Origin of the sequence: Rhodococcus sp. 05-2256-B1, from assembly GCF_002258465.1 — a bacterium.
Classification (GTDB): Bacteria; Actinomycetota; Actinomycetes; order Mycobacteriales; family Mycobacteriaceae; genus Rhodococcoides; species Rhodococcoides fascians.
In genome coordinates this window covers 109,938-125,457 of record NZ_NOZA01000011.1, presented here as the reverse complement: position 1 = coordinate 125,457, position 15,520 = coordinate 109,938, and the positions used below count along the sequence as shown (strand labels likewise).

Sequence of the window (15,520 nt, the reverse complement as noted above, 5' to 3'; positions counted from 1 at the left end):
TTCTCTGGAGTCGGGTGGGTCAGAAGTTCTTGGGCGAGAAGAACTTCGAGACCAACTTCGCGCCGATGTTGAGTATTGCGACGATCAGGATCAGCGTCAGGGCTGCTCCCCACATGCGCTCCGCGGTGAGCACGCCGGTTCCTGCTTTCTGCAGGTCGACCATCATGAGCGGCAGTGACGTCTGCGGCCCCTCGAAAATGTTGAAGTTGATAGCGGTGGCCGAGCCGACCAGGATCAGCACCGGAGCCGTCTCACCCATGACTCGGGCCAGCGCCAGCATGATGCCGGTGACGATGCCGGAAAGCGCGGTGGGGATGACGATCTTGGCGATGGTCTTCCACTTCGGCACGCCCAGTGCGTAGGACGCCTCGCGCAGGTCCTGCGGAACGATGCGCAGCATCTCCTCGGCCGACCGCACGATGACCGGAATCATCAGCAGCACGAGGGCGAAGGCAACGGCGACACCGGAGCGCTGGAACCCGAAGGTGGCGATCCACAGCGCGTAGATGAACAGGGCCGCGACGATCGACGGAACACCGGTGAGGATGTCGACCATGAACGTCGTGACCTTGGCCAGTTTGGTACCTGCGCCGTACTCGACGAGGTAGATGGCGACGAAGATGCCGATCGGGATGGAGATGACGGCGCAGAACAGTCCTTGCAGGAGGGTTCCCACGATCGCGTGGTACGCACCACCGCCGGCGATGAACTGGGTGATTCCGGCCTGCGAGTTCTGCCACCAGGCCGGTGCGACCACAGCGGACAGTCCACGTGAGATCACGGTGTAGAGCACCCAGATCAGGGGTACGAGGGCGACGAGCACCGACAGGCTGACGAGAATCGTCGCCGCGAGGTTCGACGCCTTGCGCCGGGCGCTGACGCCCTGGAACGTGGGCTCCTTGACGGGCTTGTCCATGGTTGCGGTCATGGGTCAGTCCTTCTTTCCGGCGATGGCGGCGCGGGCACCGGCGTTGACGACGAAGGTCAGGACGAACAGCACCAGACCGGCGGCGATGTAGGCACCGGCCTGCAGCGGGTTGTTGAACTCGCCTGCTGCCAGCGCGATCTTGGTCGCGAATGTGGAACCGCCGTCGAACAACGTTCCGCCGAAGGTCGCCTGGGTGCTGCGAATGATGATGTAGAGCGCGATGGTCTCACCGAGTGCGCGTCCGAGGCCGAGCATCGAACCGCTGACGAAGCCGGACTTCCCGAACGGAATGACCGTGGTGCGGACAACTTCCCAGCGAGTGGCTCCGAGCGCGAGGGCCGCCTCGACCTGGCCCTTGGGCGTCTGAACGAACACCTCTCGGGTCACGGCGGCAATGATCGGCAGGATCATCACGGCGAGCACGATGCCGCCGGTGAAGATGGTGCCGCCGCCTGCGATCGATACCGAGCCGGTGCTGAACAGCGGGAACCAGCTCAGCGACGAGTTCAGCCATTCGGCGAACGGGCTGATCGCCGGGGCCAGGACGTACAGGCCCCAGAGGCCGAAGACGATCGACGGGACGGCCGCGAGGAGGTCGATGACGTAGCCGAGCGGTCCGGCAACACGCTTGGGTGCGTAGTTCGTCAGGTAGATCGCGATACCGAGCGCGACGGGCATCGCCAGGATCAGAGCGAACAACGACACGGTGACGGTGACCAGAAACAGGTCGAGTACACCGAACACCATTGCCGAGGTGTTCGAGGTGTCCCACGCGCCGTTGTAGGTCAGGAAGTTGACCGTGTTGTTGGACAGTGAGGGAATCGCTCGCCAGAGCAGGAAGATGCCGACCGCAGCGATCAGGGCGATGATGAAGATGCCCGAGCCCTTGGCCAGGCCGGAGAAGATCCTGTCACCGGGACGGGTGACCGTCCCCGATGTTTTCGAGTCTGACAATTGTGGTTCTTCCGGTTCGTGGGCGGCACCTGTGGTAGGCACGGTAGCCGCTGAGGGGATGCCGGTGATCGAGTGGGTGTCGCTCATACCGCTCACTGTCTCGTGTCGATGCAGGGTGGTCCGCCTTCGGCCCGCGTCACCGCGAGCCGAAGGCGAAACCGGGTTTATCGAGGATCAGGCGATCGCTTCGATGGCGGTGACCAGGCGTTCCTTGAATGCGTCGGGCAGCGGCACGTAGCCGGCTTCTTCGAGGCCCTGCTGGCCCTCGTTGGCTGCACTGAGCAGGAAGGACTTGACTGCTGCCGTGGTGTCGGCGTCGTAGCCCTTCGAGCAGACGATCTCGTAGGTCGCGAGGACCAGCGGGTAGGTGTCCGCTTCGTCGCTGGCGTAGAGGCCGTCGATGTCGATGACGAGGTCGTTGCCCTCGCCCTTGAACTTCGCGGCGTCGATTGCCTTGCCTGCGGTCTCGCTGCTCAGCTCGACCGGTCCGTTACCGAAATCGACGGCGGCCTTGCCCAGCGACTCCTGGTCGGCGAAGCCCTTCTCGACGTAGGTGATGGCACCGGGGGTGGCGGCGACGGCCTGGGCGACGCCCGAGGATCCGTTGGCACCTTCGCCGACGCCGCCGGCCCAATCGGAGCTGTGGTTCAGCGTCCATGCCTCGGGAGCGGATGCGGCGAGGAAGCGCTGGAAGTTGTCGCTGGTGCCCGACGAGTCGGAGCGGTAGACCGGGGTGATCGCGGTCGACGGGAGCGTTGCGCCCTCGTTGAGTGCGGCGATGGCCGGGTCGTTCCAGGTGGTGATCTTGCCGGTGAAGATCTGTGCGATGACGTCGGGGTTCAGCACCAGGTTGTCGACACCGTCGACGTTGTAGGCCACTGCGACCGGGCCGAAGACCAGCGGCAGGTTCCACGCCGGGTTGTTGGCGCAGCGCACGGCGGCCTGTGCGGCCTGGTCGTCCTTGATGGACGAGTCGGAGCCGGCGAAGTCGACGAGGCCCGCGACGAACTGCGTGCGGCCGTTGCCCGAACCACTGGTGGTGTACTCGACGGCCTTGCCCGCGCAGACGCCGGAGTAGATCGAGGTGAAGTTGGACATGGCGTTCTGCTGTGCGGACGAGCCTTCACCGGTCAACGGGGACTTGCCTTCGCACGAAGCCGAGGACTGCGATGCACCGTCCGTGGTGGCGACGTTCGCGTCGCTACCGCATGCGGCCAGCAACATGGCACTGACTGCCACTGCACTCATGAGAGCACCGTTGCGCTTGAGGTTCACCTGTTTCCTCCGAGGAATCTTGGGCCGTGATCGCGGCGCGAACTCGAGGTTCGCGCTGCGACTGTGAAGGTGCCGGCTCAAAAGAACCCTCGCACCAGGCAGCGTAGGTTGCCGCCCAGAGAGAAAGGTAAAGGCAGGTGGTAGACGTTTACCCCCGCGTGGGTGAACGGAAGATGAACACCGTGCTGGAAATGTCCGATTACGCGGTCCGCGCGTACGCGGCGTCGACGTGGTAATTCGCGAACCCGAGCTTGGTGTACGTGTGCACCGCCGCGGTGTTGTCGGCCTCGACGTACAGCATGATCTGGTCCAGTTCGCGACCGCGCAGATAATGCAGCCCGGCCAGTGTCAGTACCCGTCCGAGACCGCGACCCTGCGACTGCGGATCGATACCGACCACGTACACCTCACCGATGGCCGGGTCGTTGCCCCCAGGGAGTGGAGCCTGCGGAACGACCCGATCCTCAGCGGCGTGAACTTTCGTCCAGTGGAATCCGAGCAGGTGGTCGCTGCCTTCTTCGAAGGCCAGGAAGAGACCCGCCGGATCGAACCACGGCTCGTCTCGCCGCGACGCGATGTCGCGGTCGGTCCAGCCGCCCTGCTCGGGATGCCAGGAGAACGCCGCGTTGTTCACCCTCAACAATTCGGCATCGTCCTGGTGCCCGCGATAGGTTCGCAGCGAAATACCTTGTGGTACAACCACATCGGGCAGTTCGGGCTCTGCCGCGGCCCGTCGCATCTGCAGCAGTTCCCGGGCCACCGTCAGCCCGAGCGCACGCGCCACGGACTGTGCTGCGGGCAGATTTCCGTGCGCCCAGATCCGCGTGCCGGAGCCGAGATCGAGTGCGCTGCTGACCAATCGCCGACCTATGCCGCGACCGCGATACTCCGGATCGACCACTGCCTCGGCCATACCGTCGGCGGCGCCGACGTACCCGACGACTCGATCTGCGTCGGTGGCAACGAATCGAACGACGCCCTCACCCGCGTCGACGGCCTTGACGGCCTGCTCCGAGAGCGGCGCAGTACCGTCGACTTCGGTTGCACGCGAAAGGATCCGGTGAATCTCGTCGCTGACGCGCGAGGACGGTGCGTCGCCGTCGAGGGGGTGGACGTCGAACGCAGTATCCGAATTCATCTACGAGAGCGTACTCTCTTGCTCGAACTCGAAATCCGCATCGTCGGAATCGCCGGCCATGGCGTCCGGAGCCGTACCGCCCTTGGAGTTACGCGACGGACGCACGGCCTTGTAGCCCACGTTCCGCACCGTTCCGATCAGCGACTCGTACTCGGTACCGAGCTTGGCGCGGAGGCGTCGAACATGGACGTCGACGGTGCGAGTGCCACCGAAGAAGTCGTAGCCCCATACTTCCTGCAGCAACTGGGCACGCGTGAAGACGCGGCCCGCATGTTGAGCCAGGTACTTCAGCAACTCGAATTCCTTGTAGGTCAGATCGAGTGGGCGACCGCGCAACCGGGCGGTGTACGTGCCCTCGTCGATGACCAACTCACCGAGCGTGATCTTGCCCGACGTCTCGGGACTCGCAACCCCGCCGCTCCGGCCGACCAACAGACGTAGCCGAGCGTCCAGTTCCGCGGGACCTGTGCCGGGCAGCAGGATGTCGTCGAGCCCCCAGTCGGAATTGACTGCGACCAGGCCGCCTTCGGTCAGGACCGCGACCACGGGAATGGCCGAGCCGGTACTACCGAGCAGCCGACACAGACCGCGAGCAGCAGCCAGATCGGTACGTGCATCCACCAGCGCGATGTCGGCGGAACCGGCTTCGAGAAGAGAAGACACCTCGGTCGGCACCGGCCGGATGTGGTGAGCCAGCAACGCGAGAGACGGGAGTACGCCCTCCGGATTGGGATCGGAGGTCAGTAACAGGAGCTCCACTGCGTCTCCGTTCTTACCGCTGGCCGGTCCAGCCGACGCTGGAATCGAGTGATCGTCAAGGACACAGACTAGCTTGTCCGTACAACCGGTCGAAGCGGGCAGTACGCGATGCTTCGGTCACAATGGACCGGTGCGCACACTTCTCATCGGACTCGTCAGCCTGTTGGCCCTCGCGCTCGTCGTCGATTTCGGGGCCGCGGCCTACTCCGAATATCGCGTCTCGCGCGCCATCCGCGACGGCGGCGAACTCACCTCGGACCCCCAGGTGATCGTGCACGGTTTTCCGTTCCTCACCCAGGCCGCCGACGGCCGCTATCAGAACATCGAGATCCGGGCCCAGGACGTCCCGACCGAATACGTCGGCTCGACGACCATCGAAGCCAATCTGCGCGGCGTCCACATCGCCCTGTCCGACCTGATCGACAACAACGTCCGCGACATCCCGGTGGACGAGCTCGACGGCCGCGTCCGCATCGAGGCAACCGATCTCGGACGGTTCCTCGGCATCGTCGACCTGCAGGTTTCCGCACCTCCGGCCGACAAGTCCGACGGCACGGGCGGCTCCGGCGGGTCGGGCAAGACCACCGCCGGTGGCGTCGTACTGACGGGAACGGTTCCGGTGGGACCGCTGCAGACCACCGTCAGCGTGCAGGCCGACCTTCTGCTCGAAGGTGACAGTGTCGCCATCGTGGCATCGGACTTCTACTTCGGACCGGAGGGGCAGGCCGACTTCACGATTCCCGATTTCGCCAAGCCCACCGTTCTCGGCCTGTTCACCAAGACCATCGAACGCCAGAGCCTGCCGTTCGGACTGCTGCCGACGGACGTCTACGCGGAGGGTTCACAGATCGTCGTCGAAGGGTCGGGAGAGAACGTGAACATCGACCTCAACGAGATCGAAAAGCCATGACAGGGATCACAGTTCTGGTTGTCGTGGCGGTCCTTGCCGTTGCTGTCGGACTGATTCTGCGTCGTCGTTCCGGTGCCGTACGCACCATCGCGTCCACCGATTCCGACGACCTTCTCCCGCTGCTCGTCGATGCGGGCGTCACCTCGGGAACTCCGACGATTTTGCACTTCTCGGCGGACTGGTGTGGTCCGTGCGCTGCCGTGCGTCGTGTGGTGCATCAGGTTCTCGCCGACCGCACCGACGCACGCGAAGTCGAACTCGACATCGATGCTCAGCCTGTTCTCGCCCGTGAACTCGGAGTGCTCTCGCTGCCGACGACCTTCGTCCTCGACGGAGAACTGCGTCGGCGTTCGAGAATTGCCGGCGTGCCGTCGGCCGCAGCCCTGCGCGAGACTCTCGACGCGCTGTAGGGCAAGAGCTACTCAGGTGGGCGGTACGACGCGCCCCTGGTAACGGGTAGGATGCACTTCGTGTTCTCCCGCCGCGAGCTCATGCTCACCAGTCGACGCACGGTTGATCTGTGCCGACTGGGCGGTTGTTGCTGTCGCTGCTGCTGATTTCCGTCTGCCGCCACGCCCATGCGTGATGTCGGCCCGATGATCGAAATCCACATCCGAGCACCGGCGACAAGCCGTGCCCCGGCCTCGCACAGGAGTACCTCTCGATGTCGACATCCGACACCCACACCACCACGATCGACCAGGTCGACGTCCGTGGTCCGCGCTTCGCCGCGTGGATCACCACCGCAGTTCTGGTCGTCGTCCTCCTCGCGAGCACGGTCTCGGTTCCCGCAGCGGCAATCCTGCTGGGGCTCCAGGCGATCGTGTTCGGAATCGGAGCCGTCCGCGGACCCAAGCACAGTCCGTACGGCACGATCTACGCGACATTCGTCGCGCCGCGGCGCTCACCGACCACAGAACGTGAGCCGGTGGCCCCGTTGAAGTTCGCCCAACTGGTGGGCTTCGTGTTCGCCGCCGTCGGAGTCCTCGGATTCGCTCTCGGCGCTCCCGTCGTCGGCACCGTAGCGACAGGCTTCGCGCTCTTCGCGGCGTTTCTCAACGCAGCGTTCGCAGTGTGCCTGGGCTGCATGATCTACCCCCTCGCAGCTCGATTGCGCGGCAACTCGCGCACCGCAGCGTGACAACTACCCCCTGATCCGACAAGAAAGACCGAAAGGAACACCATGGCTCGCTCCGACGTCCTGGTCTCTGCCGACTGGGCCGAGCAGAACCTGAACGCACCGAAGATCGTCTTCGTCGAGGTCGACGAAGACGCCAGCGCCTACGACGGCGGACACATCGAAGGTGCGGTCAAGCTCGACTGGCGCAAGGACCTGCAGGACCCGGTTCGCCGCGACTTCCTCGATCAGGAGCAGTTCTCCGGCTTGCTCTCGGCCAAGGGCATCAGCAACGACGACACCGTCGTGCTCTACGGCGGAAACAACAACTGGTTCGCCGCCTACGCCTACTGGTACTTCAAGCTGTACGGCCACAAGGACGTCAAGCTGATCGACGGCGGCCGCAAGAAGTGGGAGCTCGACGGCCGCCCGCTGTCGAAGGACGTCGTCAGCCGGGAGAACACGCAGTACCGCGCCGAGGCACCGGATCTGTCGATCCGCGCGTTCCGCGACGAGGTCATCGACGCCATCGGCAACAAGAACCTGATCGACGTGCGCTCCCCCGACGAGTTCTCCGGCAAGATCCTTGCGCCGGCACACCTCCCGCAGGAGCAGGCTCAGCAGCGTGGCCACGTCCCGTCCGCGATCAACATCCCGTGGAGCACCACCGCCAACGAGGACGGCACGTTCAAGTCCGACGAGGCACTCGAAGAGCTGTACAAGACGAAGGGCTACGACGACAGCAAGGCCACCATCGCCTACTGCCGCATCGGTGAGCGCTCGAGCCACACCTGGTTCGTGCTCAAGGAACTCCTCGGCAAGGAAGACGTCAAGAACTACGACGGCAGCTGGGTCGAATACGGCTCCCTCGTCGGAGCACCCATCGAATTGGAGGTTCACTGATATGTGTGGAGCACCCGTGCAGGGTCAGACCATCCCCGCAGGCGTCGACGTCGAGAAGGAAACGGTGATCACCGGCCGTGTCCTCGCCGGCGACGGTGAGCCGGTAGCGGGCGCATTCGTCCGTCTCCTCGACGGCACCGGCGAATTCACCGCCGAGGTCGTCGCGTCGGGAACCGGCGATTTCCGCTTCTTCGCTGCCCCCGGACAGTGGACGCTGCGGGCGTTGTCCGCATCGGGCAACGGCGACACCGTCATCACGCCCGAGGGCGCGGGCGTGCACTCGGCCGACGTCACCGTCGGAGTCTGAGTCACCGAACCGATCACATAGAAGAACCCCGCACCTGGCAACCAGGGGCGGGGTTCTTTTCGTTGCTCTAGCCGACCGCTCGCGCCGGCTCGGGGACCGTGGAGTACTGCGGCGGGAACATGCCGGGAGGTACCGGGATGCCCTGGGATTCGAGGAAGGCTCCGAGGTCGCTGACGCGAGTCTGCGTCCCCGGCTCCGGCAGCACCCGGGATTCCTGGGCGGGCGCGGGCGTCTCGGGTGCCTGGGTCTGGGGTGCCTGGGTCTCGGGGGTGGCCAGGTCGACCGCGGGAGGCGCGTTCTTCTTCTCGCGTTCGGTTCGGGCGAGATCGGTCACCCACGCGACCATCTTTTCGCTTTCCCACTCGACCCCGTCGTTGGGGTCGTTGTACCAGTAGGACAGGTGCTGCAGAAAGCCGATCGCCAAGTAGGGGCCGAGCACGACGTCGACGATGCCCTTGTTGTTCTCCACCAGGCCCTCGCCCTCGGCGCGCAGCTTCGCCTTCACCGTTTCGGCACCCGGACCGAGAGCCCAGTTGAGATCGGCGAGTAGTTGGTCGGGCGACAGCGCTGCTGCAGCCTTCGCGTCGTCCACCTGATACTGCCGGTCGGAGACTTTGACGAGAACCTGCAGGAGCGTCTCGTCCGACTCGAGCCACGACTTGTTCGTGGCGATATCGATGATCGCGCGGGTGGCAATGGAGGCGACCGTCCGACCGAAGTCGGAGACGGTCTGCACCGGGTTGAGCAGCGTCAACCGCATCTGACCGAGTACACCGAGCGCCAGCTGCAGCAGTTCGATCTTGTCCGGCGAGTCGCAGGCGAGATCGTAGGGCCGACACGACCAGGTGACCTTGTCCGTCATCGACCCGTAGTCCCGCGGCGACTGATCCATGAAGCCGCCGAGGGACTGGCCAACCTCGTCACCGAAGTTCGGCACGCCGGCCGGGCGGTAGGGCGACCCCACCATGACGACACCGACGACGTCGTCGGACGTGACGAGAGCATTGGGATCACGGTGGCCGAGTTCCATCGTCACGCGATCGAGAATTTCGCCGCCGACGCTGTACCCGAGCAGCGCGAACTTGGTCTTCTCACCGCACTTGGTCTTGTACTCGTCCATCAACCGATTGGTCGACGCGATGCCGTCGGCGATCGACTCCTGGTAGGTCGGCACGTTGTCGAGTACGTCGAAACCGTAGGTGGAGGAATACGGGACGTAGAGCCAGCCGACGGTGCCGGGGCTGTCCGCGTTCGCCTCACCGACCGGAACGGTGACGTTGCCGACCCAGTTCGACGCGATCGTCTGCGCTTCTTCGTTGAGCGGATTGCGATCGGAGTCCGAGTCGGTGGCTCCGGACACCGCCAACAGCAGTACGTCCGGGCAGTCCTGCGCGTAGTTGTTCGGATCGATATTCGGGCCCTGAGACGAACCGAAGTCGGCCGATCCCGACTCTGCCGAACCCGAATCGGACGATCCCGAGTCGGGCGCGGCCAGCGCAGCAGCGGGAGCTGCAAGGGCCAACGCCACTGTGACAACCGCCGATCGAACCAATACGGAACCGAACGACGATGTCAGAACACGCTTACGACGCAGCATTTCTGCAGAGACCTCCCCAGCCTTACAAGACAACAGCCTTGACGACACACATAGTGAATTCGTCGGCGCTCTCGAAGTCGAGAGCCCGACGCCCCCGGGAAGAAGGTACCTGCTCGCGTCGGTTTCGCCATCACTACGAGTGATCCAGGGCACTGTGGGCCGCAAAAATGATGGTGTGTCACCAATGCCACAGCGCGGAAACGGACCGTTGTCATCGACCGGTCTCGCCGCGGGTTAAACTCGGTTCCGTGGTCATCTTCTTCGAGGTATTGCTGGCGCTTGCGGCAGTAGCCATCATCGCGTTCTCGCTCTATGTCGTCTACCGACTGGTCAACGACGAGTCGTGACGGAACCGGGCGCGGGCAACCCCGACAGCATCGACGACGGACTGGGCACCCCTATCACCAGCGGTGACCAAGCCATTTCGGCTGCCGAGCAGAAGTTCGCCGAGGCGTCGGCGCGCAACATCCCGGTGCTGCCCGACATCCCCCATCCGGACGACACCGCAAACCTGCGGCTCGGTCCCGATCTGCACCCGTCGATGCTGGCGCTGCTGCCACTCGTCGGCGTGTGGCGCGGTCAGGGCGAGGGGCACGATCCGGAGACGGACACCGACTATCCCTTCGGTCAGCAGATCGTCGTCTCCCATGACGGCGGCAGCTACCTCAGCTGGGAATCGCGCTCCTGGAGACTCGATTCCGACGGCAATTACGCGCACCCCGACCTTCGGGAGACCGGGTTCTGGCGCATCAGCGGCGGCGACGGAGTCAAGGGGTCCAAGGACGAAGAAGTCGTCGAGCTGCTGCTGACGCACAGCACCGGCGTCGTCGAACTGTATTACGGTCACGCCCTGACCCAGTCGTCCTGGGAACTTGCCACCGACGTCGTCATCCGCAGCACCTCGGGTGCACTGGTAGGCGGAGCTCGCCGCCTGTACGGAATCGTCGAGGGCGGGGATCTGGCGTACGTCGAGGAACGTGTCGTCGCCGACGGCCCGCTCGCACCGCGTCTGTCGGCCCGCCTCACCCGCTACATCGGCTGACGCAGAATCTTTTTCGGATCTCGGGGGCCGTTCGCATGCGAACGGCCCCCGAGCCATACCTGATGTCAGGTCCCGACCGGACAGGTCGGGGGCTCGGGGGCCGGGTAGCTGTCTGGGATTCGCCTGCCGCTCGCGCGGTCTTCGCAGTGAATCCGTCAGCGATTGCGGCTAGCTGACAGCCACCTCACGCGTCCTAGAGTTCATCAACTTCAGACCACCTCCTCTCTCGTGTACTCCCAACGTACGCCCGCGATCGGGAGTCGGCAAAGGGTTTTTTCGCAGTCCGGTCTCCGAGGTCGATCACTTGGTCGGCGTCGGTGTTCTCGGGCAGTTGGTGAGTGACGACGACCACCGTTCGCTCGGCACCGAACAGCCCGTCGTCGGTGGTGAGCAGCTCGCGCAGAATCCGTTCGCCGGAGATTCTGTCGAGATGTTCGGTCGGCTCGTCCAACAGCACGACGGGCGCGGTGCTCAGCAGTGCGCGTGCGAGAAGGAGTCGACGACGCTCGCCACCCGAGACCGCCTGCGCCCCACCGATCAGTGTCGCGTGAACGCCCTGGGGCAACGCGTCGAGCCACGGTCCGAGACCCACTCGTCGCAATGCCTGCGTTGCCTGGTCTTCGTCCACGTCGCCGCGCACCACTCGCAGGTTCTCCAGAATCGAGGTGTCGAACAGGTGCGCGTCTTCGGCGAACAGCGCTGCATCCGAGCCGAATTCGACGGCCAGTGCGCGCAGCATCGTCGTCTTTCCCGATCCGCTGGGCCCGATGATTGCGCTCCGCGCATGTGCGCGAAAGTTCGTAGCAGGGGTCGGGCAGGAGTGGAGCCCGCGGAACGACCCGTCCAGGCAGGAGTGGAGCCCGCGGAACGACCCGTTCAGGCTGCCACTCACATGGGTCGGAGCCGCATCGAGCATAGTCATGATTCGGGTGGCCGCGATTCGGCCGCGCATCAGTGCGATTGCCGCTGCGGGCAGAGCTGCGGTCGCCTCGAATGCGGCCAGTGGAACCAACACGATGATCGCCAACGCCATCGGCGTCATGCCGCCCGCCGTGCCTCCGTCCGGGCCGTACAGCCCGATGCCGATCAGCAACGACCCGATCACCGACGCTCCGATCGCCAGTGGCTGTGCGGCATCGGCGAGTGCCGACGGACGCGCCGCGCGATCTCGCGCAACCACCGAGTCGTGTGCTGCGACCTCGGCTTCGGCGAGTGTCGCGTCCAGACGACGGGCGACTCGCAGTTCCGCCGCATGGTCGAGTGCGCGGACGGCTGTCTCGGCGAAGCGCACGTCGGCTTCGACACCGGCTTCCTCGGCGATCCTCGCCGACCGGGCCGCGAGTATCGGTGCACCCACGCCGGCGATCAGCAATGCCACCGCCAGAATCGATGCGGCGGCAGGTGCGATTCCCGCGAGCAGGCCCACGGCCGCGAGCATCATCAGCACGCTCACACAGATGGGAACGACGGCCCGGATGACGACGTCACCGAGAACGTCCACGTCCGCACCGGTGCGCGCCAGAACGTCACCCCGTCGCAGTGCGACCGCGCCGTTCCCGTTCGCCAATCTCTCGTAGATCCTCGTGCGGGCCGTCGTCGTTCCACGTAGCGCCACATCATGGGTGGTCAAGCGTTCGAGATACCGAAACACCCCGCGCGAGATACCCAGTGCCCGAACGGCTACGACGGCAACCGACAGGTCCAGCACCGGTGGCATCTGCCACGCCCGGGTGATCAACCACGCCGACAGTGCCGCCAGGGCGAGTGCACTGCCCAGCGTCGCTACTCCCGCCAACACGGGCAGTACGACTCTGCGCGGAGACAGCTCGAACAGCGCCAGCGCTCGTCGCAGATCAGACATGCTCGAACTCCCGCTTCGTGGTCGAGTCGCTGCGCACCTCGACGATGCGGTCGGCGGCATGCAGCACCGAACGCCGATGACCGACCATCACCACAGTGACGCCGCGGTCGGCGGCATCTCGAACCGCCTGCAGCACAGTCGCTTCACTCACCGGATCCAGGTGTGCCGTCGGCTCGTCCAACAGCATCACCGGAGCATCGGACACGAAGGTACGCGTCAGTGCGAGGCGCTGTAGCTCGCCGAGCGAGAGCCCCACCCCACCCTGCCCGACGCGGGTGTCCCAGCCCTCGGGGTGTTCTCGAAGCACCTCGTCGAATCCGGCTGCGCGGCAGGCGAGTTCCAGTGCAGCCGAGTCGGGGATTCCGTGCAGGGTCACGTTGTCGTAGAGCGTGCCCGGCACCAACACCGGCCGCTGCGGGAGCCAGGCCACCTGCGCCCACCACTGTTCGAGATCGAGTTCGGCGATCGGCACTCCCCCGACGCTCACCGCGCCGGTCGACGGCGGAGTCAGGCCCAGGATCGCGTGCAGCGCAGTCGTTTTACCTGCGCCGTTCGGTCCGGTCAGGACCGTGACGGTGCCTGCCCGGCACAGCGCACTCAGCTCCGCTGGTGCCGCTCCGTCCCGACTCGCAACGCCGAGCCCGTCCAGCTCGATGTCGACCGCTGTCGCGTCGACGGTGCGGCCACCGGTCGGCCGCGCTGTTCGCCGGTCCAACACCCGGAATGCACGATCGGCTGCCTCGACGCCGTCCTCGGCCGCATGAAATTGGGTGCCGACCGCGCGCAGTGGAAAGTACACCTCGGGCGCGAGGACGAGCGCGATGATGCCGGCTTCGAGTGTCATCTCGCCGAACACCAGACGCAGCCCGATGCCGACGGCAACCAGCGCTACACACAGCGTCGCGAGCAACTCGAGCACCATCGACGACAGGAACGCAATCTTCAGTGCGCGCATGGTCGTTCGACGGTGGGCGTCGCCCAGTGCACGAACGCGAGCGGCCGGTCCGTGCTCGCGCCCGAGCGCGCGCAGAGTCGGCAAGCCTGCCAACAGATCGAGCAGTTGCGCAGACAACCTGGTCATCGTGGTGAGCGTGGCGGCCGCCCGGCCCTTGGTCAGCAAGCCGATCAAGATCATGAAGACGGGGATGAGCGGCAGGGTCACGGCGATGATGGCGGCCGACGTCAGATCCTGTGTGAGGATGACGATCAGGACCAACGGGGTGACGATGACGGCCAGCACCAGCGCCGGCAGATAGCCGGTGAGGTACGCCCGTAGTCCGCCGATGGCGCGGGTCACGACGACGGCCAGTTCTTCGCGCTCGGCGTCGAGCTCGCGAGGCTCGAAACGCGTTGCCGTCGTGAGTACTTCGATCTCCAGCTCGGCGACGACCCGCGACGCCGACCGGTGTGCGTAACGAGACTGGGCTCCGGTCGCGAGCACCCGAACCACTGTTGCACCGGCCAGGACGACCAGTTCCGTCGTCCATGCGGACAACGATCTGGCCGTCGGGTCGGTGATGACGCCGGCCAGCACGCGTCCGATCGCCAGTGCACTCACGATGATGCACAGGGTGACCACGGTCGACAGCGCGACCGTGACGAGCACGTAGCCACGGGCGGAGCGTGAGTACTTCCACAGTCGCGGATCGACCGGTCCCTTCGGCCGTGTCCGCGAAGTGGTGGGTGCGGTCACGACTTCACCGACAGCCCGATCGAGTCGGGGATCTGGGCGCTCGAAATACGTTGCCGGAAAACCCAGTACGTCCACGCCTGGTAGCCGAGGACGACGGGTGCCGCGAAGGCTGCAGCCCACGTCATCACCGTCAACGTGTACGGGCTGGACGACGCGTTGGCGATGGTGAGATCGAAGCCGGCGTCGGTGCTGGACGGCATCACGTTGGGGAACAGGGACGCGAACAGCAGCACGACGACGGCGACGATGGCAATGCAGGTGAAGACGAAGGCCCAGCCTTCACGTACTTTCGCCGTCAGCGCGACGACGAGCAGCAGGGCCACTGCTGCCACCGCGACCAGTACCCACGTCCAGGTTTTCCCGTACGCGAGTTGGGTCCACAGCGCGAAGGCACCACCGACGAGCACTGCCGGAACCGACAGCCACGCTGCCATTTTCACCGAGTCCTCGTGGACGTCGCCGGAGGTCTTGAGCGCGATGAACACGGCACCGTGCAGGGCGAACACCACGGCCATCGTTACTCCGCCGAGTAGTGCGTACGGGTTGAGGAGGTCGAAGAACCCTGCGGTGACCTTCTTGTTCTCGTCGATCGCGACTCCGCGGACGATGTTGGCGAACGCGACGCCCCACAGCACCGCCGGAACCCACGAGCCGATGCCGATGCCGATGTCGCAGCGTCGGCGCCACACCGGGTCGTCGATCTTGCCGCGCCATTCGATGGCGCAGATGCGCAGGATGAGCGCCACCAGGATCAACAGCAACGGTAGGTAGAAGCCCGAGAACAATGTGGCGTACCACTCGGGAAACGCCGCGAAGAGGGCACCGCCTGCCGTGATGAGCCAGACTTCGTTGCCGTCCCAGACCGGGCCGATGGTGTTGAGAACTGCGCGACGACGCTTCTCTCCCGTCACGGAGTCGGGGTGCCTACCCAGAATGGGCATGAGCATGCCGACGCCGAAGTCGAAGCCTTCGAGCACGAAGTAGCCGACGAAGAAGAAAGCGATGATGAGAAACCAGAATTCGGGCAGTGACATTG

The 15,520-nt window shown here is 65.2% G+C and carries 15 protein-coding genes; 6 read left to right on the top strand and 9 right to left on the bottom strand.

Features of this window, described 5'->3' with window-relative positions; translation table 11 throughout:
- Positions 1-19: 19 nt before the first annotated feature.
- The 5 genes from pstA to CH285_RS02470 all read right to left on the bottom strand — a co-directional run bounded on the left by pstA (position 20) and on the right by CH285_RS02470 (position 5,054).
- Positions 20-928, bottom strand: coding sequence for a phosphate ABC transporter permease PstA (gene pstA, locus CH285_RS02490; RefSeq protein WP_027495870.1), 909 nt, complete (start codon positions 926-928; stop codon positions 20-22).
- Positions 929-931: 3 nt separating this feature from the next.
- Positions 932-1,969: a phosphate ABC transporter permease subunit PstC gene (gene pstC / locus CH285_RS02485; protein ID WP_027495869.1), complete on the bottom strand. Its 1,038-nt coding sequence runs from the start codon at positions 1,967-1,969 to the stop codon at positions 932-934.
- An 87-nt stretch (positions 1,970-2,056) separates the two neighbouring features.
- Entirely contained in the window at positions 2,057-3,157 is a 1,101-nt protein-coding gene (gene pstS / locus CH285_RS02480) for a phosphate ABC transporter substrate-binding protein PstS (RefSeq protein ID WP_094644442.1), read from the bottom strand.
- A 199-nt stretch (positions 3,158-3,356) separates the two neighbouring features.
- The gene (mshD, locus tag CH285_RS02475) at positions 3,357-4,295 is read right to left on the bottom strand and encodes a mycothiol synthase (protein WP_094644441.1); all 939 of its coding nucleotides are present in this window, start codon (positions 4,293-4,295) and stop codon (positions 3,357-3,359) included.
- Positions 4,296-5,054: a winged helix-turn-helix transcriptional regulator gene (locus CH285_RS02470; protein ID WP_027495866.1), complete on the bottom strand. Its 759-nt coding sequence runs from the start codon at positions 5,052-5,054 to the stop codon at positions 4,296-4,298.
- A 130-nt stretch (positions 5,055-5,184) separates the two neighbouring features.
- Here CH285_RS02470 and CH285_RS02465 point away from each other — a divergent pair, with 130 nt between their 5' ends.
- The 5 genes from CH285_RS02465 to CH285_RS02445 all read left to right on the top strand — a co-directional run bounded on the left by CH285_RS02465 (position 5,185) and on the right by CH285_RS02445 (position 8,291).
- Positions 5,185-5,964 (top strand): LmeA family phospholipid-binding protein, encoded by a 780-nt coding sequence (locus CH285_RS02465; RefSeq protein WP_027495865.1) that lies wholly within the window; start codon positions 5,185-5,187, stop codon positions 5,962-5,964.
- Positions 5,961-6,374 (top strand): thioredoxin family protein, encoded by a 414-nt coding sequence (locus CH285_RS02460; RefSeq protein WP_094644440.1) that lies wholly within the window; start codon positions 5,961-5,963, stop codon positions 6,372-6,374. Before CH285_RS02465 ends, CH285_RS02460 begins: the two co-directional genes overlap by 4 nt.
- A gap of 254 nt (positions 6,375-6,628) precedes the next feature.
- On the top strand, positions 6,629-7,105 hold the full coding sequence (locus CH285_RS02455; protein WP_027495863.1) for a DUF4395 domain-containing protein: 477 nt from the start codon (positions 6,629-6,631) through the stop codon (positions 7,103-7,105).
- A 42-nt stretch (positions 7,106-7,147) separates the two neighbouring features.
- Entirely contained in the window at positions 7,148-7,984 is an 837-nt protein-coding gene (locus CH285_RS02450) for a sulfurtransferase (RefSeq protein ID WP_027495862.1), read from the top strand.
- A gap of 1 nt (position 7,985) precedes the next feature.
- Entirely contained in the window at positions 7,986-8,291 is a 306-nt protein-coding gene (locus tag CH285_RS02445; RefSeq protein WP_008719402.1) for a DUF1416 domain-containing protein, read from the top strand.
- A 67-nt stretch (positions 8,292-8,358) separates the two neighbouring features.
- Here CH285_RS02445 and CH285_RS02440 read toward each other — a convergent pair whose 3' ends face one another.
- Positions 8,359-9,888 (bottom strand): cutinase family protein, encoded by a 1,530-nt coding sequence (locus tag CH285_RS02440; protein ID WP_094644439.1) that lies wholly within the window; start codon positions 9,886-9,888, stop codon positions 8,359-8,361.
- Positions 9,889-10,264: 376 nt separating this feature from the next.
- Here CH285_RS02440 and CH285_RS02435 point away from each other — a divergent pair, with 376 nt between their 5' ends.
- A complete protein-coding gene (locus tag CH285_RS02435) occupies positions 10,265-10,930 on the top strand; it encodes an FABP family protein (protein ID WP_027495859.1) in 666 nt (221 codons plus the stop codon).
- A 193-nt stretch (positions 10,931-11,123) separates the two neighbouring features.
- Here the strand turns inward: CH285_RS02435 and cydC are convergent, their stop codons facing one another.
- Genes cydC through cydB form a run of 3 tightly spaced genes read right to left on the bottom strand, consistent with a single transcriptional unit; the run spans position 11,124 to position 15,518 of the window.
- On the bottom strand, positions 11,124-12,791 hold the full coding sequence (gene cydC, locus CH285_RS02430; RefSeq protein WP_094644438.1) for a thiol reductant ABC exporter subunit CydC: 1,668 nt from the start codon (positions 12,789-12,791) through the stop codon (positions 11,124-11,126).
- A complete protein-coding gene (gene cydD / locus CH285_RS02425) occupies positions 12,784-14,484 on the bottom strand; it encodes a thiol reductant ABC exporter subunit CydD (RefSeq protein WP_032371332.1) in 1,701 nt (566 codons plus the stop codon). Before cydD ends, cydC begins: the two co-directional genes overlap by 8 nt.
- Positions 14,481-15,518: a cytochrome d ubiquinol oxidase subunit II gene (cydB, locus tag CH285_RS02420; protein WP_032371333.1), complete on the bottom strand. Its 1,038-nt coding sequence runs from the start codon at positions 15,516-15,518 to the stop codon at positions 14,481-14,483. The genes cydD and cydB overlap by 4 nt, the downstream gene beginning before the upstream one ends.
- Positions 15,519-15,520 lie beyond the last annotated feature (2 nt).